The 23,247-nt window shown below is 38.1% G+C and carries 19 protein-coding genes; 11 read left to right on the top strand and 8 right to left on the bottom strand.

Annotation, left to right across the window (positions count from 1 at the left end; all coding sequences use genetic code 11):
* Positions 1 to 50: 50 nt before the first annotated feature.
* The 6 genes from ABD769_RS13195 to ABD769_RS13170 all read left to right on the top strand — a co-directional run bounded on the left by ABD769_RS13195 (position 51) and on the right by ABD769_RS13170 (position 5,965).
* Complete coding sequence (locus ABD769_RS13195; RefSeq protein WP_344851888.1) at positions 51 to 1,241, top strand: acyl-CoA dehydrogenase family protein; 1,191 nt, start codon at positions 51 to 53, stop codon at positions 1,239 to 1,241.
* 2 nt (positions 1,242 to 1,243) lie between these two features.
* On the top strand, positions 1,244 to 3,898 hold the full coding sequence (locus ABD769_RS13190) for a DUF3857 domain-containing protein (protein WP_344851887.1): 2,655 nt from the start codon (positions 1,244 to 1,246) through the stop codon (positions 3,896 to 3,898).
* Positions 3,885 to 4,265: an SRPBCC domain-containing protein gene (locus tag ABD769_RS13185; RefSeq protein WP_344851886.1), complete on the top strand. Its 381-nt coding sequence runs from the start codon at positions 3,885 to 3,887 to the stop codon at positions 4,263 to 4,265. The genes ABD769_RS13190 and ABD769_RS13185 overlap by 14 nt, the downstream gene beginning before the upstream one ends.
* A gap of 15 nt (positions 4,266 to 4,280) precedes the next feature.
* Positions 4,281 to 5,093: a hypothetical protein gene (locus tag ABD769_RS13180; RefSeq protein WP_344851885.1), complete on the top strand. Its 813-nt coding sequence runs from the start codon at positions 4,281 to 4,283 to the stop codon at positions 5,091 to 5,093.
* A gap of 42 nt (positions 5,094 to 5,135) precedes the next feature.
* Positions 5,136 to 5,351, top strand: coding sequence for a hypothetical protein (locus ABD769_RS13175; RefSeq protein ID WP_344851884.1), 216 nt, complete (start codon positions 5,136 to 5,138; stop codon positions 5,349 to 5,351).
* Between the two features lie 422 nt (positions 5,352 to 5,773).
* Positions 5,774 to 5,965 carry a pinensin family lanthipeptide gene (locus ABD769_RS13170; RefSeq protein ID WP_344851883.1) on the top strand — a complete coding sequence of 64 codons (192 nt, stop codon included), beginning with the start codon at positions 5,774 to 5,776 and terminating at the stop codon, positions 5,963 to 5,965.
* Between the two features lie 179 nt (positions 5,966 to 6,144).
* Here the strand turns inward: ABD769_RS13170 and ABD769_RS13165 are convergent, their stop codons facing one another.
* From ABD769_RS13165 to ABD769_RS13150, 4 genes are read right to left on the bottom strand one after another with little or no spacing between them, the layout of a single operon-like run.
* Positions 6,145 to 8,028: a lanthionine synthetase LanC family protein gene (locus ABD769_RS13165; protein ID WP_344851882.1), complete on the bottom strand. Its 1,884-nt coding sequence runs from the start codon at positions 8,026 to 8,028 to the stop codon at positions 6,145 to 6,147.
* 2 nt (positions 8,029 to 8,030) lie between these two features.
* Entirely contained in the window at positions 8,031 to 8,864 is an 834-nt protein-coding gene (locus tag ABD769_RS13160; RefSeq protein ID WP_344851881.1) for a thiopeptide-type bacteriocin biosynthesis protein, read from the bottom strand.
* A gap of 5 nt (positions 8,865 to 8,869) precedes the next feature.
* Positions 8,870 to 11,512, bottom strand: coding sequence for a lantibiotic dehydratase (locus ABD769_RS13155; protein WP_344851880.1), 2,643 nt, complete (start codon positions 11,510 to 11,512; stop codon positions 8,870 to 8,872).
* 12 nt (positions 11,513 to 11,524) lie between these two features.
* Positions 11,525 to 13,726 (bottom strand): peptidase domain-containing ABC transporter, encoded by a 2,202-nt coding sequence (locus ABD769_RS13150; RefSeq protein ID WP_344851879.1) that lies wholly within the window; start codon positions 13,724 to 13,726, stop codon positions 11,525 to 11,527.
* Positions 13,727 to 13,814: 88 nt separating this feature from the next.
* Here ABD769_RS13150 and ABD769_RS13145 point away from each other — a divergent pair, with 88 nt between their 5' ends.
* Genes ABD769_RS13145 through ABD769_RS13130 form a run of 4 tightly spaced genes read left to right on the top strand, consistent with a single transcriptional unit; the run spans position 13,815 to position 19,669 of the window.
* Positions 13,815 to 15,260, top strand: a complete 1,446-nt coding sequence (locus ABD769_RS13145) for a DUF3526 domain-containing protein (RefSeq protein WP_344851878.1) — start codon at positions 13,815 to 13,817, stop codon at positions 15,258 to 15,260.
* The gene (locus ABD769_RS13140; protein ID WP_344851877.1) at positions 15,247 to 16,671 is read left to right on the top strand and encodes a DUF3526 domain-containing protein; all 1,425 of its coding nucleotides are present in this window, start codon (positions 15,247 to 15,249) and stop codon (positions 16,669 to 16,671) included. The genes ABD769_RS13145 and ABD769_RS13140 overlap by 14 nt, the downstream gene beginning before the upstream one ends.
* Before the next feature lie 36 nt (positions 16,672 to 16,707).
* A complete protein-coding gene (locus ABD769_RS13135; protein WP_344851876.1) occupies positions 16,708 to 18,960 on the top strand; it encodes a TonB-dependent siderophore receptor in 2,253 nt (750 codons plus the stop codon).
* 13 nt (positions 18,961 to 18,973) lie between these two features.
* The gene (locus ABD769_RS13130) at positions 18,974 to 19,669 is read left to right on the top strand and encodes an ABC transporter ATP-binding protein (protein WP_344851875.1); all 696 of its coding nucleotides are present in this window, start codon (positions 18,974 to 18,976) and stop codon (positions 19,667 to 19,669) included.
* Between the two features lie 149 nt (positions 19,670 to 19,818).
* Here the strand turns inward: ABD769_RS13130 and lysA are convergent, their stop codons facing one another.
* Positions 19,819 to 20,988, bottom strand: a complete 1,170-nt coding sequence (lysA, locus tag ABD769_RS13125) for a diaminopimelate decarboxylase (protein ID WP_344851874.1) — start codon at positions 20,986 to 20,988, stop codon at positions 19,819 to 19,821.
* 165 nt (positions 20,989 to 21,153) lie between these two features.
* Here lysA and ABD769_RS13120 point away from each other — a divergent pair, with 165 nt between their 5' ends.
* Entirely contained in the window at positions 21,154 to 21,318 is a 165-nt protein-coding gene (locus tag ABD769_RS13120) for a hypothetical protein (protein WP_344851873.1), read from the top strand.
* A gap of 2 nt (positions 21,319 to 21,320) precedes the next feature.
* Here ABD769_RS13120 and ABD769_RS13115 read toward each other — a convergent pair whose 3' ends face one another.
* From ABD769_RS13115 to ABD769_RS13105, 3 genes are read right to left on the bottom strand one after another with little or no spacing between them, the layout of a single operon-like run.
* Entirely contained in the window at positions 21,321 to 21,554 is a 234-nt protein-coding gene (locus ABD769_RS13115; protein WP_344851872.1) for a type II toxin-antitoxin system HicA family toxin, read from the bottom strand.
* 16 nt (positions 21,555 to 21,570) lie between these two features.
* A complete protein-coding gene (locus ABD769_RS13110; protein ID WP_344851871.1) occupies positions 21,571 to 21,777 on the bottom strand; it encodes a 2-oxoisovalerate dehydrogenase in 207 nt (68 codons plus the stop codon).
* A 19-nt stretch (positions 21,778 to 21,796) separates the two neighbouring features.
* Entirely contained in the window at positions 21,797 to 23,110 is a 1,314-nt protein-coding gene (locus tag ABD769_RS13105; RefSeq protein WP_344851870.1) for an aspartate kinase, read from the bottom strand.
* Positions 23,111 to 23,247 lie beyond the last annotated feature (137 nt).

Genomic DNA, 23,247 nt, shown 5'->3' with positions numbered 1-23,247 from the left:
TGTTACCTTTGAAATGAACGCGATTTCTTAACCAGATAATACGAAATTACATGAGTAAATCAGCAAAAAAGGACTTTTACGAGGCACCAGACTATTATTTATTAGACGAACTGTTAACCGATGAGCATAAATTAATCCGCGCAACGGCCAGAGATTGGGTAAAAAAAGAAGTGAGCCCCATAATTGAAGATTATGCTCAAAAAGCAGAATTTCCAAAACATTTAATAAAGGGCCTTGCTGATATCGGTGCTTTCGGACCAACCATTCCGGTTGAATATGGTGGTGCAGGTTTAGATTATACCGCTTATGGAATTTTAATGCAGGAAATTGAGCGGGGTGATTCTGGCATCCGTTCTACCGCTTCTGTGCAAGGCTCACTGGTCATGTACCCGATTTATGCTTATGGCACAGAAGAGCAGCGCAAAAAGTACCTTCCTAAGCTCGCCAGTGGTGAAATGATGGGTTGTTTTGGCTTAACAGAGCCTGATCACGGTTCTAATCCGGGCGGAATGGTCACTAATATTAAAGACGCAGGTAGTCATTATATATTAAATGGTGCCAAAATGTGGATCAGCAATGCGCCATTTGCAGATATTGCTGTGGTTTGGGCGAAAGATGAATCAGGAAAAATCAGGGGGATGGTGGTAGAACGTGGCATGGAAGGATTTTCGACGCCAGAAACACATAATAAATGGAGTTTACGTGCTTCGGCAACAGGCGAGCTGGTTTTTGATAACGTTAAAGTGCCAAAAGAAAATATTTTCCCTGAAATAAGCGGATTAAAAGGCCCGTTGGGTTGTTTAAACCAGGCGCGTTATGGCATTGCCTGGGGCGCTTTGGGCGCCGCAATGGATTGCTACGATACTGCTTTACGCTATTCTAAAGAACGTGTACAATTTGGAAAACCCATTGGCGGATTCCAGTTACAGCAAAAAAAACTTGCAGAAATGGTGACCGAAATTACCAAAGGTCAGCTTTTGGTTTGGCGTTTGGGTGTACTGAAAAGTGAAAACAGGGCTTCGGCCGAGCAGATCTCGATGGCCAAAAGAAACAGTGTAGAAATTGCACTGGATATTGCCCGGAATGCCCGCCAGATGCTTGGTGGAATGGGAATTACCGGCGAATATTCGATTATGCGCCACATGATGAACCTCGAATCGGTAGTAACCTACGAGGGTACACACGACATCCATTTACTAATTACGGGAATGGACGTAACAGGATTAAACGCTTTTAAATAGATATGATCAAAAAAATTACGCTCTCAGTTTGTTTTATTTTAGCAATGGTCAGTCTGGCTATTGCACAAAAAGGAAAGGTTGCCATTAACCCGCAACTGCCCGGCTGGTTACAAAAAGTAAACGTGGTAAACAGCAAACCAGCCTACAAAAATATTCAGGATGGGTATTATCTTTTTCTTTTTGAGAAACAGAATAATATTGAAACCAAAGAACAGTATTCGCATATCATCAGAGAAATCAGTAATGGTACTGGTGTTCAAAATGGTTCTGAAATATCTGTTTCTTATGATCCAAGTTACGAAAAATTAGTATTTCATAAATTGACGATCTGGCGCGATAACAAGCCAATGGATAAACTCAGTTTGCAGAATTTCAAAATTCTGCAAAACGAGAAAGAATTATCACGTTTTATCTACAGCGGCTTATATACGGCTTACCTAATATTGGATGACATTAGAAAGGGCGACCGGATTGAATATGCCTACACAATCAAGGGAAGTAATCCTGTGTTTCCAAAGTACTCGAACACCATTTATTTCGAGGGCAATAGCCAGATTGTTAATGTTTACAACAACCTCATTTTTAAACCTGGCAGAAACATCCAGACAAAGAATTTTAATGATGTGCCTGCCTTAAAAAAATCTGTTGTAAATGGGTTAAATGTTTTTGAGTGGCAAAATTCGATGACAAAAACCTATCCTGCCAATGATTTTGAGCCTTCTGATTATGATCCGTTTGCCAGGGTTCAGGTATCAGAATATAATAACTGGCAGGAAATTGTAGATTGGGGATTAAGTTTACAACAGTATAACTCAAAAAATTCGGCCATTATAAATGAAAAAGTAGCAGAACTAAAACTAAAAGCCAGGGGAAATAAGGAAAAATACCTCGAATTGGCAACCAGATTTGTTCAGGATGAAATAAGGTATATGGGCATTGAGATTGGTGAGTATTCACACCGTCCAAACAGTCCTGAAAAGATATTAAAGCAACGTTATGGAGATTGCAAAGACAAATCTACCCTATTATGCAATTTATTAAACGCCAATGGCATCAATGCTTATTCGGTATTTCTTAGCACTTACCTTAAAAAAGAAACCGCTTCATTATTGCCAAGTCCGAGTATCTTCAATCATGAAACGGTGGTTGTAGAACTTGATGATCGAAAAATTTACATCGATCCAACGGTTGCCAATCAGCGAGGCTCGGTTTTTAACAACTATTTTCCGTACACGGCAAAAGTTTTGGTGATAAAAAATGGAAATAAAGAATTAACGGAAACTACCCAGCAAAACCTCGGTAAATTAAAATCTTTAGTGGTTTTTAATGTGGGGGATACCGCTAATACAAGCAAATCAACACTTCGCATAACCAGTTATTATTCAAACAATTATGCCGACAATTTCAGAGAGAATTTAAATACCGACGGAGCTGATAATATCGAAAAATCTTATGTAAAGTATTATTCAAATCTTTATCCTGGTTTAACCATAAAAGAACCGATCGAGATTCAGGATAATGAAACTGAAAATATAATTACCGTTACGGAGCATTATGAAATAGACAGTTTGTGGACACGCAGTGAAACTGATCAATCAAAACGTTTGGCTTATTTTTATGGGGATTTAATTAACGACCAGATCATATCGATCAAGAAATTCAGGAATGCCCCGCTCTCCTTAAAATTCCCTTGTACTATTGAGCAGGAAGTAAGGATTATTTTGCCAGAGGTTTGGGATTTCAAGAATGAAAATATAAATATTGACAATGATAATTACCGGTTTTTGTATAGTGCAAAGGCAAAATCCAATACATTAACGCTAACTTATTATTATCAAAATTTCACTTCTGTTTTACAGCCAAATAGCATAAATGATTATATAAAAGACAGTAAAGAAATACTTAATACGTTATCTTATGGCATTTATTGGAATGGAACGGGACCTGTTGAAAATGACGGGTTAAATTTTAAATTGCTTAGCATTGCATTTCTGGTGTTTTTACTCTCTGTATTTATTGCTTTTTACCTTTACACCAGAAAAACTGCTTTTAATCTCGAAGCTGTTAAAAATGCATGGAGATTAGGGGGCTGGCTGGCCCTACCAGGCATTGGGATAACATTAAACCCAGTTATTATTTTGGTTAATGCATTAAAGCAGGGCATATATACCGATAAGGTATGGCAAGGTATCCAGTTAAATACACACTCACTTTTACTTAACCTCAGTGTAATATTTACCGTTGTATTTAATGTAATCTTATTTGTTTTTAGCATTTTTATATTAATATCTTTTTACAAGAGAAGAGATCTTTTTCCGAAATATTACATTGTTTTCCTTATTTTTTCATTTTTGGTTACTTTATTAGATACCGTAGCCAGTATCTATATCAATAAGTTGGTAAATAACGAAGTTTTGGGAGCTTCAGAATTTTATTCTGTATTAAGAATTGGTATTTTTGCGGCCATCTGGATCACCTATCTCTTGAAATCGGAGCGTGTTAAGCAAACCTTTGTGTTTTCTTATCCCGATTCTGAATGGAGAAAAGCCGTGGTTCAAGATTTAAATGAAAACTTCAGGATTAATAATCTCGAACAAAAAGAAAATATTATTAAAGAGCAAGAAACAATAGATACAGAAGAAAATGAAAGACTTTAAAAAATATACCTACATACCTGCCCCTCCTGAAGAAGTTTATTTAGCACTGACCAAAGATATCAGCATAAAACTGTGGACAGGTGCTGAAGTGGAGTTTGAGGAAGTACCCGGAACCGAGTTTTCTTTCTGGGATGGCGATATTACGGGTAAAAACATCGAATTTACTTACGGTAAACAGATTGTGCAGCAATGGTATTTCGGAGATGAAAACGAACCTTCTATCGTAACGATCAAATTGCACGAAGATAAAAAAGGAACATCGCTGGAATTCAGACAAACGAATATCCCGGACGAAGATTATGAAGATTTTACCGAGGGTATCCAGGAATATTTCCTGGGTGGACTTGTTGATTTTTTTGATGAATAAACAAAAACCAAAAAAATGAAAACTAAAATTATCGCTCTTTCTTCTTTACTTTTCCTTGCCACATTTACTTCCTGCACATCTTTACTTACCCCGGCTATACTGGGTAACAACATGGGCTATATGCCAAAAGCAATGGGTGCAGATACCAATAAAACATTAACAACTGTATCGGTCAGTTATGCCGGATCCATTTCACCTAATGCCGGCACCAGCTTCTCATTCGGAATGGCAAACGTAAGCCAATCGCACACTTTCGAAAAAGCAAATATTTCCTATGGAATTTTCGGCTATGCAGGAAAAGCATCGGGTGGAGATAATGATAACAATGCAGAAGATTTAAAAAATTACCTCCCGTCATTTCAAAAATCCATTAGTGGAATTGGTTTAAGGTTATCTGCAGGATTTCACAATACCTCGGCTAACGGCAACACAGATTTCAGGTACATTAATTTTGAAAATGCACTTAGTTTTGAAGGTGGTGCTTATACCAAATTCAGACAAGAGGTTTATAGCAATCCTGTTCCCGATTATGTTGCAGTAACAAACAGAAAGGTTCTTTGGACAACAGGATTATCTACTGAAGTAATCTGGAGAGCCAGAAATGACCATGATATACGGCACGCATTCAGATTTTTTCTGGGAGGTACGCCTAACTTTGCAGACAGTTTCAGATCAGGGGTGAAAGCTTACGACGAAATTAACGGGAAAAATTCATTTGGCTGGGTATTTAACTATTTCTTATACATCAGGCGATTTTCTCTTTCCTATGAACTGGCAGACAACGTTAATTATGCGCAAAAAATAAGTTTCGGCTATTCATTTCGCTAAAACATAATGGATTGGATGCTGTTCTGATATAAATAAAATATCATGAACAGAACTGTGGGAATTATATTAATTGTTGTGGGTATCGCCATGCTCATCTGGACCGGCTTTACTTACACCAGAAAAGAAAAGATTGTTGATGCAGGTCCTATTCAAATATCTGCCGACAGGGAAAAATCTGTAAACTGGCCACCATATGCTGGTGGCATCATTTTAGTTGCCGGAGTAATTGTATTTGTGGCAACTAGAAACAAGAAGTAATTAATCTTATCACTAACAAAAAAGACTCGTTATTTCGAGCGGATTGTAGCGAAGTCGAGAACCACGTAAGTGCTCAGCAGAGCTAAATCTGCCTCGAGATAGATCTCTCCCTGCCCGATGCAGGCGGGCATTCCACTGCGTTCCAGTCGAGATGACGGGATCGTGAGTATTTTTTCACCACCCACTCCTTTTATTGCAGGTATTTCAATGTATTTCCTGAAATACAACGACTACCATAAATAATTAAAATACTGATAATCAATATCTTATTTTCCATTTAAATATTTTACGCAACATAGTTGCAAAAATATTCTTCTTTATTTTGCAACACTGTTGCAATTAACTAACTTCGTACTGTTGCAACCGGGGATAAGCCGAAACCCCGTAACCACCAGTAGGCATCAACATTAATCAATTATTTTATGAAAAATCAATCAGAAAAAATCATGTTAAGTTTAGAAGACCTTCAATTGGAGAGTTTTGTAACCAGTATTGATAGCGAAGTGGCTATGCGGTTATCTGGTGGTTTGGGTAATATATCGGAGCCTACCCACACCGAGCAAACAGATGACCATCACACGCCACCTGTTAAATGTACCACCGTTATTTGTTAGTTAGTAACAGGTGTTTTCATCTCAAGGCGTCTTTATGGCGCCTTGTTTGCTTAAGCGATGGGCGTAATGCGGTTGGCTATTGGCGCTAAGTGATTTGAGCCCGACTAACCGGTTACCCCCCTGAGCATAGTCGAAGGGTTAACAATTAACCACTGAACTAATGACCAATAAACTAATGACTAATGACCAACTAAACCAACTATCTCCACAAACCCTGCCTTAATTAATAACCTGATCTGCTGAATCACTTTATCTTCTAATTCAGGCAAAGGTTTTTCAGCTGAATTCTCTCCAAAAAGAATAGATTGAAGCGATTTTATCAACTCCACTCCTTTCATTTTCTCTTTCTCTATTGCATTTAAAATTATTGCCGCAAATACACCAACCTGTAATTCTTTTATTCCATTACCTTCACTAATCAATACTTTTATAGTTTCATTGCGTTTATAAAGTTCAACGTGTTCGCTTAACGCAAAAAATTTTTCCATTAAAGCCTGATCAGTTATTAAGAGGCTTTCGCTGATCATTTTATGCAAATACTTCTGTTTCTGCTCAAAGCAAAAATAACCTTTATGCTGTTTCCATAAATCAACCAATTTGCTTTCTAAATCGAATATGTTTTGAGTTTCTGCATCATAGGTTTTTAATACCTCCTGTTGGAACCTTATCCTAAAATCATTAATGTCTGCAGCGTCGAAAAATGTAAAATCAACAACATCGGTTTTTTCCAATGTGCTGGTGTAATATTTAGAAAAAACGGCCTTTTTAACTTTATTTTTATTGTATTTATCTTTAAAGCTATGCTTTTCATTATTTTTTGGTAATTCCGGCGCTAATATGTTATCCGTATTTTCATTATCTAAAATTCTCAGGATAATATAGCCAACACCTGATTTTCCTGAGAGTAATCCATAATCATCACACCCGCACGAAACATAGGTATTATAACTTTTCGTTTTCTGATGAAGCGCTTTGGCCCGATTTAATATGAAAAGGACCTGAGGTTCCATATGATGCTTTAATAAGAATGGGATCATGCCACAATAACCGCTAACAAGTGTAAAATCAGTCCGGTTAAAATTTTTAAGATCATTTAAACAGCGATCGAGGATGTTTTTGCAGTCATCTTTATAATTTTTCTTCCCGGTGAGTACAAAAGCCATTTCTCTTGCTATTCCTATTCCTGCAGCGCCATGTGCCCAGGCATTTACATCGGTCATTTCGGGTAAAAAAGTTTCAAGCTTCCATTCATGCACGTTGGGTTTATTTAACCGGTGCGGACCAAGACGTAAATCCAGCCAGTTTTTTGCTGGTGCATGGTAATACTGCATTTCATACTTTAAAGCCTCTTCGGCAAGATAAATCAAACCCGCAGCATTAAAATATTGTCCAACCTGCATCAATACCCAGGCAATACCAGATGCACCATGAGAAAACCCTGTCATGCTATCATAAGCCTTTTTAGAGTTTGAATAATCCCATTTTAAGCCCTGCGCTGATATCCTTGCTTCAGTAGTTAGCCTTTTAATCAGAAAATTGATCCTATTTAATACGTTATCATCATGCGTATGATGATAAAGCAAGGTTAACATCAATAAATTACCGCTGTAACCGCTTAAAAGATCAGCTTTCAATAAATCCTCTGTTAATTCTTCTTGATTAGCCAGAGTAATTTCCAGGGCTTTTTCTTTGTAAAAAACATCACCTGTAGCTTCGAAAACTTTTAAACAGGTATAAATTACACCTCCCAATCCGGTATAAAGCGCAAAGAATTTTGGGTTAAGCACTTCATTGGTATTTAAGATCCGGTGCATTCCCTTATTCACTATTCTTAAATGATCAATATTTCCATCAAATTGATATAGTTTTAAAAAAAACAGGATAATCCCACAGTTACCGTTAAAAAGATCATAACTTTCCCTGAATTCATATTCATCTTCGTTGATGTAAAAGGGTGTTGGCCACCAGATTTCATGATCATTTTCTTTGAGGCTGGAAATTAATTCTCCATGGATTTCATAAAGCTGATCTTTAAGTTTTACGGTATCTTCTTTGCTAAACATACTCAAAATTGCGGGATAAAATTTTCTTGTATAAATTGCAGACATTCTATAATGCTGTACATGAGGTAGGCTTCCTCATAGTTTGAAATACCCAAACGGTTATTGTTCATATGCATAAAGCTTGAGATTATCTGAAACAGCCTATCTTTATCAAAATGAGCATTTTGATAAAGGAAAATAACCTCAGCTGTTTTTGATAAATACTCCGTTAAATTATCATCCGCAATACCTGCGTTAAGCTCCTGCCAAAACTGATTTACCGCCTGAACAGTCTGATTTTTCTTAGCGGCAAAAACCTTTTCAAACTGCTTTAGCCAAAAAATGCACTGTTCTTTTTTGGGGTCGGTTGGATTGTACAACTTTGGCAGCCAGCCTTCTAAAAAGAAGTTGCATAATGCTATCAGTGCTTTTTTTTCCCATTTTAAAGTATGCAATAATGCCATGTGCAATTTTATGGCCTGGATAGCGGCAGATTGATTTTCCTCCCTTTTTATAATCCAGTTTAATACGTAGTTAGAAGAACATTCAAAATAACGTTCTGCCCAGGCCATGCTTTGAATATTTCCATAACGGTCTATTTCTGGCTCATATTCGGCAATCTGAACCGATTTGATCATTTCGTCTTTTAAACTAAGCGATTTTACGATTAAACCATGTTGGCTTACCGCAGCCTTTAACCTCAAACGGATATGGTCTCCGCCTTCCCAATACCTGATAAAAAACCATGGAGCTGTCCATTGCCGGATAAAGGGATGGATTGCCTGTTTTAACAGTTGATCTGCCTCTCCATTATAGAAAATATATACTGACAGCCACTTTTCTTCCAGATTTGCCATAACCACTAATTATTGTACCATTGTATCAAATATTCGCGCACTACATGCTCATCCGGCTTCGGAAATACCTCTTCAAGTGTGATATAATGACCAGCTCTTAATAACAATTTCTTAAACAGGGCAATCAACAAAGGATTATCGAAAGAAAGGTATTGTGGTTTATAATCATCGTGTAAGCCTTCCCTTTTTTCGTCAGATTTAACCTGATAGGCCCGTTTTCGAAGGAAAAGAAATACCTGGCCTGGTATTTTATTATCAATGAGCCAGTTGTTCAATCTGATCAGATATTCAAAATCTGTCTCCAATTGTTCCTTATTCGGAACAGTGGCCGTTTTTATGCGCCATGTTTTACGCCTTACCACAACATTGTCTGCATAAACTATCCTGGGCAGCACAAATAAATCTGGCGCAGGTTCAGGTTGTTTATCGAGGTAAAACTGATCAACCAATTGAATAAAAGGCTGTAAGGATACACGGGCATCAGGATTGAAATGTGCGAGCAATTGATAAAGGTTAGACCGGTTGTAAAAAGATTCTAAACTTAAATCGTAGCTATATAATTCTAAATGCTCTTTATGAAGCGTCAAGATATCTTTTTCACTATCGTATCGAACCGTTAAGCCCCGTATATTAAACTGTTTAGCCGGTGGATAGATGTTATTTCCCCCGGGAAGTTCGAGTTCGTTGGTTAATAATGGTGGGTGGATATTCGCATTGAATGTTGAAGCGTCATTCAATTCAACCTTAATTTTATCAGGATATAGTTTTTCGTTATGTTGAACAAAACTTTCGGTAACTTTTTGATCAAAGAGCGATAAAAAACGGCCACTTACTTTACCCATTCCGGGCAATAAGGCATTTATAACACCAGAAAAACCATTTTCATCGTCGGCAAACTGCACAAACATCCCTGCTGTAGAATTTTTATACAAATCTTGATCATTTGGAAGGTCTGAAAAAAAATGGTTATCGAATCTAATAAAGTTTTTATCAGCATGATTAATTTGCTTTAATTTCACCAAAACAGCCTCTTTCCAATGTTTTAATGTTGAAAAATCAGGTTCCTGAGATAATTCATTCTCTTTTTCAGGCTTTTTAACATAAAAATAGTAGTCTTTATAAAAAGCAGTTAAAGCAACCGATTCATTATTTTGATAATGTTTCAAAAAGAAATCACGCATTTTATTCCTTTCTTTACGCATTACATCAAGCGGAAGCAAGTGATTGATGAGTTGATTTGTTTTAGTGACGAAATCCTTAATCTTTGATTCCGGAAGCATTAAGTTTTCAGTGGTAAAGCAATCCTCATAAAAAATATTCCTGGCCGGAAAATAGTATGGCACAAATTTAATGACTGAAAATGTTGCTGTCTCCTGGCTTTCCTGATCCCCTTTCCTTTCAGAAACACTGGTGTAAAAAGGAAGTCCGGCTTCCTGCTGTAACGTAGCAAAAGTATTGTTCAGTTCTTGCTCTGCCTCTTGCAAAAGCCGATAACGGACAGCAGAATTTGCTAATTGATAGTCAAGCCGATGCTTCTCTAGGTTTTCAAAAAGTGTAATAAGTGGTATTGCCGATGACTCCACTCCTGTTAAAGATTTAAGAAAAAGCAATAGTTTATGGTCCCATTTCTGATCCATGCCCGAAAATCCCAGCTCCATTGCCAGCATTCCTGCTTCAACCAGCTTTAAAAGGTATTTTTTAATGCTTTCGTGATCTGGTTCTTTAAAATGATAAATAAGGTCTGAGATCAGTTTTTTAAGTGAAACGGGATACTGATTTTCATTCAGGTACTGATAAACCATGAGCTGTAGGCCATTGGCGTTGATTTGCTGAAAAGATTCTACATTATTGAAATTGCTTAAAAAGCAGATTTTATCTTCCTTAATCTCTGCGGTTATGTTTAGTTTAAGCAATAAGTGCTCATTTAGCAAAGGATGTTTTTTCAGTATAGCTTTAAGGTACTCGAATATGGCATTGTTTAACTTTAACCGACTACTAACCTGATGCGTGGCCTGCAGCTCTTGCAATGAACATGCTGTATCTAAATTCATTAAACCGGTATAAGTAAAACTGCTAAATGGTGATGTTTTAAAAGCCATCCTGCTGAGGTACCTTGCCAGACTAAACGCAGCCCGATGTTCTTTTTGTTTAAAACTGCTGCTATCTTTTTTAATAAAACTGCTTAATTGTTCGTAAAGCAACGGGCTGGACAATAAAAGGCCATTTTGAAGTTCAGGCAGTTGTGATATTTCTTGCAGCCATTTCCGCTGAAGAATTTGTTCCTGATCAAATTTTAAAGCATGATTATTTAAGAGATCAGTGAGTTCTGATAACTTTTTTAAATAAATACTAAGATCCTTCTGCAGTTCTTCCGGCAATAAATAAACGTGATCGAAATTTATTCTTTTATTATTGAATATATGACGTTTAATATTAATTATCTGCTGTCTTACTTTATCATCTTTTTGTAACTTTATTACCGGATATAATGCATCGCAAAGGCTGTTTTTCAGCTGCTCTTTTTCATTGGTGATTTTATTATAAATTATGAGCAGGCTGGCTAAGTCTTTAAGTTTTAGCTGATCGAAAAGTTGATGGTGCAATCCGGCATAACGCACCAAAGAATAAGGGAAAATTTGTAAGCTCATATTAATAGGTATTTATTTACCAAGTTCGAGTTGATTTTTGATCAGGTTATAATAGCTTCCTTTATTTAATAAAAGCGTTTCATGCGTACCACATTCCTTAATTTTCCCCTGATGTAATACTATAATCTGATCGGCATGTTTAACAGTACTCAGTCTGTGCGCCACTATCAGTACCGTTTTGCCTTTAAAAAAGGTATTCAGGTTATTTACAATTGAGCGTTCATTCTGCGCATCGAGGGAATTGGTGGCTTCATCCAAAAACACATAGTCGGGATTGCGGTAAATCATCCGGGCGATTAAAAGACGCTGTTTTTGTCCTTCACTGAGGCCGTAACCATCTCTTCCTACCACGGTATCGTAACCAAAAGGCATTGACGAGAAAAAATCATGCATGTTCGCCATTTTTGACGCTTCGTAAAGTCGATTGAGATCTTTTACTGTGGCTCCCGCAAAAATATTATTGGCAATAGAGTCCATAAAAACATAACCATCCTGCATCACCACACCACAATGTTTCCTCCACGATTTGGCATTCACCTGACTGATGTTTTGCTCACCAAGAATAATTTCTCCCTCAGTGAGGGCGTAAAATTTCAGCAACAGCTTAATCAGGGTTGTTTTACCACTACCACTCATGCCTACAATTGCGGTAACTTTTCCAGCCGGAATTAGCAGATTAATATCTTTTAAAACATATGGAGCATGCCTGCTTCCATATTTAAAGGAAACTTTATTTAGCATGATATCAACAGGCCTCGTATTTTTCACTTCCTCCTTCACTTCCAGGTCTTCCTCTTCTTCCTGCTGCACCTCATCCATCCGCATTAAACTGAATCTGGTATTTTGCGACACCCTGGAAAACTCGACCAGCTGATTAACCGGTGCATTAAGCTGACCACAAACGTAAGTAACCGCCAGCATGCCACCCAGTGTAATCTGATCGTTAATGACCAGCATGGCCGCAGCATAGGTAATTAATACATTTTTAACCTCATTAATAAAAGAACCGACCCCTTGCATCCGCTGATCAAGCTGAAGTGCTTCCAGTTTAAGGTCGAATGACTGATCCTGCAGACTTTCCCACAGTTCTTTTTTGGCCTCTTCGCTACCCGTGAGTTTGATTTCCTGCATGGCATAAAAAATTTCCAGAAGCAATTGCTGATTTGCGGAAAGGACTTTAAACTTCTTCTGATCGATGATTTTTCGTTTCTGCTGAAAAGAATGAGACCAAAGGATGCTGATTGCCGCACCAATGATAAAAAGGAAAAATATTTGCCAGTTGTAATAGCATAGTACGCCACCAAGTACCACTAAAGTAATGGCCGATAGGATAAAATTGATCAGAAAATTTGTTAAAAATTCTTCAATACGCTGGTTGTCGTTTACCCTTTGCATATTGTCGCCTGCCTGCCGGTTATCGAAAAATGAAAAAGGCAGTTTCATCAATTTTGCAAGAAAATCTTTTAACATGATGATGCTGGTTTTAGCACCAATCCTGAAGAGAATCCTTGCCCGCATAAAATCCATCAGCATCTTTCCCGAAAAAAGCATTAACTGACCAAGACAAATTAGCAGTAGCAGATTGGTGTTTTTTGCATTAATACCTTTATCAACCACCATTTGGGTAAGTAACGGGATAATAAGTGAAAAACCACTGGCTAAAAGTAAACTGACCAATATGGGCAACCAGCCCTTGCGGTGCATTTTGAGGTAAGGCAATAAAGACCACAGTGAGGTTTTATGCTCGGGAATTTCTTTTAAATCAGCAAAAGCCTGATCTGGTTGAAGCAACAAAACCCTGCCCGTTTCCTTTTCTGTATTTATTGCCCAACCGGCTAAAAAATCATTTTTACTGATTTTAACTTTACCATTTAAAGCCGGGTCGGCAAGGTAAACATATTGATCATTAACTTCATAAAGCACGACATAATGTTCTTTCTGCCAATGTAATATACAGGGTAACGGAACGTTTTGCAGTTTGATTAATGGCAACTCTGCGGCGAGTGTTTTAAAGCCAATCTGATTGGCAGCATCAATCAGATCGAGCAAGGTTGTTCCCTGCTTTCCAATCCCACATAACTTTCTTAAATGCTGCATGGAAATATTTTTACCGTGATACGCTGCAACTATTTTTAAACAAACAGGGCCGCAATCCATGGCATCGGGCTGCTTGTAAAACGGATACTTATTTCTACGGATAAAATCTTTAAACATGAAGAAAAGAAAATTAGTAAATGCAATATAGTTGCAAATATGTAAAATATAATGCAACTTTGATGCATTAAATAAAACAAAATTTCAGATGAGAACGGAAGGTTTTGCCACCTGGCAGATGCTGATCAAAAAAGAATTATTACTATGCTACCGGAACAAAACTGTCCTGATTTCAGCAGTCATGATCTGGTTATTGTTTATTGCCGCTACAGTTTGTACACTCTTAAATTACAATACAAGCCATAAACAACGATTGGCTGCCAACACTTTATTCAGGCAACAATGGGAACATCAACAACGCAATCCGCATGATGCAGCCCATTTTGGAACCTACCTCTTTAAGCCTGTAAATATTCTGAATGTATTTGATACGGGAATTAACGATTACACGGGAAATACTTACCGGATAGAAGCCCACATTCAGCACGAAATCAGCAATAGCGAAGCGGAAAACAACGACACAGCTATGCGTTTTGGCAACCTCACTTTCGCACTTATTTTACAGTTGCTAATTCCGTTATTTCTTTTGTTTAACACTTCCACCAGCATTACCAGTGAGAAAGAAAGCGGTACACTTAAAATGCTTTTGGCACAGGGCTTAAGCAGCCTTAAAATTATCTGGGCAAAGGTTTGGGCCAATTACCTGGTTATTGTGGTGATTATATTTCCCCTTTTTTTATTAATGACCATAGCGGTTTTATGCTCGGAAGATTCGGCTTTGCTTTTAACCCGGTTGCTATGGATATTCATTACTTTCTTATTGTACTATTTGCTGATTGCCCTGGCAGGTACTATCATTTCGGCCATAAGCAATCATTCAGGGAAGGCATTGCTGGCTGCCTTATGTTTCTGGATCTTCATGAGCATTATATTTCCGAAAGTAATTACTGGTATGGCCGATCGTAGTTATCCATTAATGTCGCGGGCTGTATTTAGCGATTTGGTTGAGCAAGGTTATAGAAAAGGATTAAATGGAAAAAATCCTTATAATGTTCGTGGTGAGCGCTACATTAACGCTTTGTTAAAGAAATATCAGGTGGATAGTGTTTCCGCGCTGCCATTTAATATTGAAGGCTTAACGCTTCAGTTTAATGAAGATTATCGTACCATGGCTTTTAATCATTATTTCAGGGAAGTTGAACATACTTTTAATCAGCAGCAACGTTTTTTAAGTCTGTGGGGCATTTTTGATCCCTTTCTATCTACAAAACGCCTTTCGATGGCTTTGGCCGGCTCAGATTACCATCACCATGAAAGCTTTTTTAAACAAGCGCAGGTTTACCGCAATAACCTCATCAGGCAGCTGAACATGCAACTTGCCATGCATGGTAAAAATGTTAAAGGTGAATATACGGTTGGACCTAAATATTTCAGTCAGCTTAAAGATTTCAAATATCGTGTACTACCGCTTAATCAGGTATTACAGCTCAGAAAAATAGCCTTACTTTCTTTAACCGGGTGGATTTTAACGCTTGTTCTTTTACTTCAGTTTATTGCCTCACGCGCTTTAGCCTTTAATTATGCATCTGTTTAAAACTATATTTTTATTTGAACTGCGACTGCTCGCCAGACAAAAATTCATGCTTTTTTTAATCAGTTTTTTCTTTGCTGCCGGCATTTACAGCATCTACTGTGGTTATCGTTTTACCCAAAAACAATTAGCAACCATTGACAGCCTTCAGCGCGGATATCAAAAAAAATATGATGAGGTGGTGGCCGGTTTTTCTGCTGATACCACTACCGAAGAAGGTAAAAGCTTATTTAATCAGGCTGGTATTCCGGCTGTAATTGAATATAAAAATCCTTTATATGCCATCCATAAGCCTCATGCAATAAGCATGTTATCTATCGGACAACGTGATTTAGCACCATATTATGATATAATTACACGCAAGCGCAATTTTATGCAGGGTGCAACTGCCGAAATTTCAAATCCCGAGGTGCTTGCGTCCGGTAATTTCGATCTTGCTTATGTAATCATCTACCTGCTCCCCTTGCTTGCCATCGCGTTAACCTATAATACCTTGTCGAAAGAAAAAGAACAGCAAACAGATAAACTGCTTTCTTTACAAGGAGGATATTTTGGCAAAATTATAACTTATAAACTGGCTTTCAGGTTTATGCTGACAGGTATAATGGCCTGGTTGCTCAGTATAATTGGCTTTGCAGTTGCTGCCTTACTGATTTCCTTTGATCCATCAGCCGCAATATTATGGATGCTGGGCATCAGTGCTTATCTTTTCTTTTGGTTTGCCCTTATTTTTTTCATTATCAGACTGAACCAGAGCTCCGTACATAATGCGCTTTATCTGTTTGGTTTATGGAGTTTTTTCTTGCTGCTGTTGCCTGCATTGTGCAATGCCATTGTCAGGTTGTACCATCCAATTCCATTAAAAACCGATGCAGCCCTTGCATTAAGAGAAAATAGCGAGGCCGTTTGGGCATTGCCCCGCAAACTTCTTATCGATACTTTTTACTTAAATAACCCCAAATATCGCCACTTAAGATTACCAACGGATACAAGTGAAAACAGCAACAAACGCTTTGCGGCTTATTATGACCTTTTAGGGCGAAGGATGACACGTAGTATCGAAAACTATAACCAATATCCGGAAAAACAAAACACCGCAGCTATAAGCCTGAGCTGGCTCAACCCAGCGAGCAAAATGCAATATATGCTAAACGGAATTGCAGAAACCGGACTAAAAGATTATCTCTCTTATCAGGATCAGGTAAATGCTTTTCAGAAAAGATGGGTAGATTTTATGAGTGATTATATTATTTCAGATAAAAAACTAAGCTTAAATGATTTAAAAACCTTACCTCAATTTAAACTTAAACCATTAAAAAACAAAAATGAAGACATTTTAGCGGGTATCACATACCTCTTCAGCCTTAGTTTTTGCATCATTTTCCTTTCCGCAAAGTTTCGCATCAAGAATTGACTCCAAACCATATTATACAAGACCAATCACACAAAAATGAAGAAAACACTTTACCTCACCTTACTTTTAATCATTTCCTTACAAGCTTTTGCCCAGCATGATAAACGAAACAAATCTATCCAAGATTCAACGGCGAAAGTGCGCCAGCTCAACGAAGTTAGGATTGATGGTCAAAAAGCAGTAAAACTAAAAAAGGATACCTTATCTAATACCTTAAAAATGCAGGTTCCGTTGTTGCAGATGCCACAGAACATCATCAGCATTTCTTCTGCGCTGATACAACAACAGGGCGGGTTGCAGTTAAAAGATATGGCCAAAAATGCCAGTGGTGTATATTTTGGTTACAACAGTTCGCCATTCGATAATTCAGCATCGATAAAAGTGAGGGGATTTAATGCCGCCACTACCATAAACGGGATGCCTAACCGCCTGGTTTTGGGCGCAACCCTTGATGATGAATCTATTATAGAAAACCTTGAATTTATTAAAGGTCCGGCAGGGTTTATCAGTGCTTTGGGCGAACCAGGCGGAACTTTAAATATTGTAACGAAGTCGCCAAAAGAGAAACTATTGAATGTACAGGTTACCGGTGGCAATTATAATCTTTTCCGTGCCACTGCAGATATCGGGAGCGCTTTAAAAAGCAAGGGCTTTTCTTACCGTTTTAATACCGCTTTTCAGCATCAGGACTCATACCTCAACTACATGAAAACCACCAAATATGTGATTGCACCTGTGCTGCAATACAATTTCAGTCCACGCACTTACCTGATTGCCGAATACAATTACATACGAGGAGAGGTTAAAAATGGTTCCTCTATCAATAAATTACGCCAGGATAAAGATGTATTGCAGGATCCGGTCAGTTTAAATTTTAGTGCGGGGATTGGATTACCTTTAAGTGTTTCGCAAACCCATACGTTCAGGTTCAGTGCTGTTCATAAATTTAACGAAAACTGGCAGCTTACTTCACAATCGAACTTTGTGAAGGCACCGGCCAATCAATGGTACATGGTATCGGCCAATAACCGGACTTCGATCAGTTTTAATGATCAGGGCAAAACCAACCGCATTGCCAGTAACTCGAACCTGTTGGGCGAAACCTACAACACCAACCTGTTTTTATCAGGAAAATTTAAAACAGGCGCATTTAAGCACACTTTATTGGTCGGAAGCGATTATACCACTGGTAAAGACTCACTTTCTACCTATTACGGGAGTAATGCTACCCCATTTGACAGGAGTAAACCTGGTTTTTACGTAGACCCGAATACGGTCAGTATTACCAAAAGATCAATCAGACAGGAAAACCACATTCATTACTCTGCAGCTTATGTTTATGATAACATTGTACTTGATAAATTTTTGCTGACCATTGGTGCGCGTTACACAGATTACCGTAACCGCAATATTTTAACCACCACAAAGGGGCCACGTACGCCTGATTATTATAAACAACATGCATTTTCGCCGCGGGCAGCCTTAAGTTTTATGCCTGACTCTACATCTTCTGTTTACTTTCTGTTCGATCAGTCATTCTTGCCTAAAACCGGTCAGGTGGTTAGCGAAACCATTGATGGCCCGCAAGCCGGACAAAAAACCGTTACGGCATCAAGGCCTGTCGAACCGGAACTCGGCAATAATTTAGAAATTGGGATTAAAAAGAACTGGTTTAACGGCCGTTTATTAACTACCGTAAATGGATTCCACACGGTAAAAAGAAATGTTGCGGCAAGAGATTTTAGAAACTATACAGCTTCTGCAGGCGCAATTGCCTATTATCTCCAGCTGGGAGAAGTGGTAAGCAATGGGTTTGAAGTAGATGTGATTGGTAACATTACCGATCGCCTGTCGCTGATTACAAATTATACATACGTAGATGCTAAAATAACCAAAGATAATAACCTCAATCCAACAGCTGATGATCCATCTATTATTGGCCAAAAGATGCCTGATGTGCCTCAGCAAGTGTTTAATACCTGGCTGCAATACAGCATTCCGTTAAAAGGTTATAATAAAATTTCAATCAGCGCCGGGCAAAGTACTATTACCAAACTTTCTGCTATTAGCCAACGGGATACCTACCTGCCTAATTACACCAAATTTGATGCAGGACTGAGTTTTAGCAATCCAAAGTATATGGTGAGGCTAATTGCAGATAATTTAACCAACAAGCGTTATATGGCTTCGGGAGATATTACCACTGATTTTCCATATACAGGCAACAACTATTTCTTTATTGAGGGTGAGCCATTTACCATCAGACTTTCTTTAGGCGTGAAATTTTAATCTTTTCTTTAATATGTTAGAAGCCATTGGATTAACCAAGAAGTATCAGGAGCATGTTGCCCTGAATAACCTGAATTTAAAAGTAGAAGCCGGAGAAGTATTTTGTTTACTGGGGCAAAATGGTGCAGGCAAAACCACAACCATCAATCTCTTTTTGGGTTTTACAGCAGCCAGTAGCGGCGAAGCGAAGGTAAGTGGCCTGGTAGTTAGCCCTAACAATGAACAAACGAAACAGTTTTTAGCCTACATCCCCGAAGTGGTGATGCTGTATGGTCACCTTAGCAGTATAGAAAACCTCGACTTTTTTAGCCGTATCGCAGGGTACACTTATAAAAAGGATCAACTCGAAGGATTTTTATTACAAGCTGGTTTGCAGCCTGAAGCTTTCCATAAAAGAGTGGGCAGTTACAGCAAGGGCATGCGCCAGAAAGTAGGAATTGCCATTGCAGTGGCTAAAAACGCCAAAGCTATTTTAATGGATGAGCCCACAAGCGGCCTCGATCCTAAAGCTACTGATGAGTTTAGCGAAATTGTAAAACAGCTTTCGCAGGATGGCCGGAGTATTTTTATGGCCACACATGATATTTTTAACGCGGTAAATGTGGGTACAAGGATCGGGATTATGCGGCAGGGATCGCTAATACATACGCTGGATGCAAAGGATATTTCGGCAGTTGATTTACAGAAATTGTATTTGGAGACGATTTAAACAAAAAACGTCATTGCGATACACTTACAATAAAAAACGTCATCTCGACTGAAACGTCCCGAATATTCGGGAGAGAGATCTGCTTAGATAGATCTCTCGACTACGTTGCACTCCGCTCGAGATGACGGTCTCTGTCACTAAAGGATCAATTATATCTCGTAACTATAAACCGATCTTATTGCATCTCTTAAATTGTATTTCGAAGCCATCACCTCGCCATAAGCTCCTGCACTGCGGATAGCAAAAATATCGCCCCTGAAAGATTCAGGTTGTTCTACTTCTTTTCCAAAGCAATCGGTGCTTTCGCAAATTGGTCCTACTATATCATATTTTACGGCTGTTGATTGCGGACTTCCGACTCCGGACTGGCTAAGATTCTCGATCTTGTGGTAAGCCTGATATATTGCAGGACGCATCAATTCGGTCATACCGGCATCTAAAACCACAAAATTTTTCTTTTTACCGTTTTTAATGTAGAGTACACGGGTAATCAATGAGGCTGACTGACCAACCAATGCCCTACCCAATTCAAAATGAACTTCCTGACCAGGTTTAACCGTCAAAAATTCATTAAAAATCTTGAAGTATGATTCGAAATCAGGAATCTGGTGATCAGGGTTGTAATAATCGATGCCTAAACCGCCACCAACGTTTAATACCTGTAGATTAAAACCTTTATCTTCAAACCAGGCTGCAAATTCGTTAACACGTACGCAAAGGTTTTTATATACATCCAGATTGGTAATCTGCGAACCGATATGAAAGTGAATACCGATAAATTTTAGGTTAGGCGAAGCTTTTAAAGTCTCGGCACATTCTGGTAAGTCCCATGAGTTAATTCCGAATTTATTTTCATCCAAACCAGTGGTAATGTTATGGTGGGTGTGTGCATCAACATTTGGATTAATGCGGATAGCCACCTGTGCCGTTTTACCTTTTTTGCCGGCAAGTTCGTTAAGCACCTCCAGTTCCTGGATAGATTCTACGTTAAAGCAGAAAATATCAAGATCAAGAGCATCATTTATTTCTTTATCAGATTTACCTACTCCGGCAAAAACGATTTTTTCATTGTCGAAACCCACCTCTACAGCTCTTCTTACCTCTCCTGCGCTCACGCAATCTGCACCAAAACCAATCTCTTTAATCTGGTTTAACAGGACAGGATTGAAATTTGCCTTTAATGCATAGTGGATATGAAATTGATACGGAGCCGCTGCATCTGCACAGGTGCGCAAGGTTTTTTGCAACAAATCGGTATCATAGTAGTAAAAAGGTGTTTCTATATTGTTAAACTTTGATATATCTTTATCGGCGAACATGTTCAGATTCCTTATTATAATTTTAATTTTATTCTTTGGGCTAATTTATTTGGGTAACTACCTGGATTTAAAGCATGGAAGAATTACCCGGAAACAATACAATGGAAAAATCCGCTTTTTTATCGTGTTACTCCTTATTGTTTTGTTCCTTTTATTTATCAAAAAATGAAGATAGCAGCTGCCATATTTATTGTCGTTATTCTTTCTGCAGGCTTATATAACTCCTACAAAAAATATAAAAATGGATTACTACCGGCAAGCTTTCTGGCTTTTCACTTCCTGATCGGCCTATTGGTAGCAATCGGTGCCTTTTTCCTCTTATTCGAATAATTTTACTTTAAAATTTCAGTTTTTGGGATTTTTAAAAAATCGCTTACATTACTAACTATTGATAATGTTGTGCCTAATTTTAAAGGATTGTGGTTGGGAATGGTAACATGATGTGTTATTTCTCCAACGGTAACCGATAACCGAATATGACTTCCTTTCTGACGGGTAGCCTCGTAACCAAATTTCTTCAGTATCTTGATTAAATCTGTAGCAGATAGATCACGGGGTGTTTTCATAAAAAGGAAACAATTTTTACACAGTTAAAAGTTCCTCTTTAACAGAATGAATCCGGATAATTTTTGGCAGCTTATCTTCATCAAAATGACAAAGTACGGCCTCTTTGATATTGATTCTCAATTCATCCATGTTCTCTGCCTCAGTAAAAATAGATTCACCTAAGGCTTTGGCTACATAGCCCCCTTCTAAACTTTCTTCTACCAAAAAAAACACCTCGTTCATAATGCTAATATAAGATTTTTTATTCGAATAATCTATTGTGCAGGCTTCTTAAAGCTTCGGTTTTATACTCACTTAAAATCAAAAGCGAAACGTTATAATTACTTCCACCATAAGAAATCATCCGGATCGGAATGTGTTTTAAGCCTTCTAAAACCCTGCTGGCAAAACCATGTTTTTCAGAACCGAAATCACCAACTACACACACAATACTGTGATCGGTATCCACTTCAACTGTTCCAAAACTTTCCAGTTCTTCGATAATCTGTGGTAAATGAGCCGTTTCATCAATGGTTAACGATACGGCAACCTCAGAAGTGGTAATCATATCGATAGGTGTTTTATAACGTTCGAAAACCTCAAAAACACGACGTAAGAAACCATAGGCCAATAACATCCTGCTCGATTGGATACGAATTGCCGTAATGCCATCTTTAGCAGCAATCGACTTAATTTTACCTCTTTCGCTATCATGCGTAATTAAAGTACCGGCTGCAGAAGGTTCCATGGTATTTAATAAACGAACCGGGATTTTGTATTTCTGTGCCGGGAAAACCGATTGCGGATGTAAAATCTTCGCACCGAAATAAGCCAGCTCGGCTGCTTCATCAAATGATAACTGCGCAATTGGTTTAGTGCCTTTAACAATGCGTGGGTCGTTATTATGCATCCCGTCGATATCCGTCCAGATTTGAACTTCCTCGGCCAGAATTGCAGCACCTAGCAATGATGCTGTATAATCGCTACCACCACGGCGCAGGTTATCTACTTCGCCAAAACTGTTTCTGCAGATGTATCCTTGCGTAATAAATAATTTATTGTCTTTATGCTGCTCCAAAAGCGGCATTAAATGTTTGGTGGTAAACGGGATATCAGGTTCATTGTCTTCATCAGTTTTCATAAAATCCAAAGCCGGCAACAATACCGATGGCACGCCGATAGATTTTAAATAAATATGATATAAAGTAGTAGATAATAACTCACCCTGCGCCAATACCACTTTTTCTTCAATCGAAGTGAAAATATCGTTTGCCAATCCGGCTAAAAAACTGAAGTGATAATCGATTACTTCATTGCCCTGCTCCTGAAACTCGGTAGCTGGCAACAATTCAACAACAAAGGCTTTATATTTCTGGTATAGATTTTCAACACATTCGCTTCCCTTCTTCTTATCTCCGGCTAAAAAATAATTTGCAATTTCCACTAAACTATTTGTAGTACCAGACACGGCTGACAATACTACAATCTGCTCTACATTTGGATTAATGATATCCAACAACTTCGTCATGCGCTCGGGACTACCTACAGAAGTACCCCCAAATTTTAAAATTTTCATCGATGTAAATTTATTTTTTTCAATGGTGATGAAGCTATCCGGTTTTCATCCCACGCTGTGGTTTGAAAAATCATGATGGTTTCATTTTTATCAATTACTTTATCCGGATCAAATGGCGGTAACATTGAAGTTTAAAA

This window comes from Pedobacter jeongneungensis (assembly GCF_039538295.1).
Classification (GTDB): domain Bacteria; phylum Bacteroidota; class Bacteroidia; order Sphingobacteriales; family Sphingobacteriaceae; genus Pedobacter; species Pedobacter jeongneungensis.
Note: the sequence above shows the minus strand (reverse complement) of the source record. Positions and strands in the feature narration are given on the sequence as shown.

What these genes read in the sequence shown, in the direction of transcription:
- ABD769_RS13140 (WP_344851877.1), top strand. Translation starts at nt 15,247, where the DNA reads ATGCATCTGTTTAAAACTATATTTTTATTTGAACTGCGACTGCTCGCC.
- ABD769_RS13115 (WP_344851872.1), bottom strand. Translation starts at nt 21,554, where the DNA reads ATGAAAACACCCCGTGATCTATCTGCTACAGATTTAATCAAGATACTG.
- ABD769_RS13195 (WP_344851888.1), top strand. Translation starts at nt 51, where the DNA reads ATGAGTAAATCAGCAAAAAAGGACTTTTACGAGGCACCAGACTATTAT.
- ABD769_RS13105 (WP_344851870.1), bottom strand. Translation starts at nt 23,110, where the DNA reads ATGAAAATTTTAAAATTTGGGGGTACTTCTGTAGGTAGTCCCGAGCGC.
- lysA (WP_344851874.1), bottom strand. Translation starts at nt 20,988, where the DNA reads ATGTTCGCCGATAAAGATATATCAAAGTTTAACAATATAGAAACACCT.
- ABD769_RS13175 (WP_344851884.1), top strand. Translation starts at nt 5,136, where the DNA reads ATGAACAGAACTGTGGGAATTATATTAATTGTTGTGGGTATCGCCATG.
- ABD769_RS13135 (WP_344851876.1), top strand. Translation starts at nt 16,708, where the DNA reads ATGAAGAAAACACTTTACCTCACCTTACTTTTAATCATTTCCTTACAA.
- ABD769_RS13185 (WP_344851886.1), top strand. Translation starts at nt 3,885, where the DNA reads ATGAAAGACTTTAAAAAATATACCTACATACCTGCCCCTCCTGAAGAA.
- ABD769_RS13110 (WP_344851871.1), bottom strand. Translation starts at nt 21,777, where the DNA reads ATGAACGAGGTGTTTTTTTTGGTAGAAGAAAGTTTAGAAGGGGGCTAT.
- ABD769_RS13170 (WP_344851883.1), top strand. Translation starts at nt 5,774, where the DNA reads ATGAAAAATCAATCAGAAAAAATCATGTTAAGTTTAGAAGACCTTCAA.
- ABD769_RS13130 (WP_344851875.1), top strand. Translation starts at nt 18,974, where the DNA reads ATGTTAGAAGCCATTGGATTAACCAAGAAGTATCAGGAGCATGTTGCC.
- ABD769_RS13150 (WP_344851879.1), bottom strand. Translation starts at nt 13,726, where the DNA reads ATGTTTAAAGATTTTATCCGTAGAAATAAGTATCCGTTTTACAAGCAG.
- ABD769_RS13180 (WP_344851885.1), top strand. Translation starts at nt 4,281, where the DNA reads ATGAAAACTAAAATTATCGCTCTTTCTTCTTTACTTTTCCTTGCCACA.
- ABD769_RS13160 (WP_344851881.1), bottom strand. Translation starts at nt 8,864, where the DNA reads ATGGCAAATCTGGAAGAAAAGTGGCTGTCAGTATATATTTTCTATAAT.
- ABD769_RS13145 (WP_344851878.1), top strand. Translation starts at nt 13,815, where the DNA reads ATGAGAACGGAAGGTTTTGCCACCTGGCAGATGCTGATCAAAAAAGAA.
- ABD769_RS13155 (WP_344851880.1), bottom strand. Translation starts at nt 11,512, where the DNA reads ATGAGCTTACAAATTTTCCCTTATTCTTTGGTGCGTTATGCCGGATTG.
- ABD769_RS13190 (WP_344851887.1), top strand. Translation starts at nt 1,244, where the DNA reads ATGATCAAAAAAATTACGCTCTCAGTTTGTTTTATTTTAGCAATGGTC.
- ABD769_RS13165 (WP_344851882.1), bottom strand. Translation starts at nt 8,028, where the DNA reads ATGTTTAGCAAAGAAGATACCGTAAAACTTAAAGATCAGCTTTATGAA.
- ABD769_RS13120 (WP_344851873.1), top strand. Translation starts at nt 21,154, where the DNA reads ATGAAGATAGCAGCTGCCATATTTATTGTCGTTATTCTTTCTGCAGGC.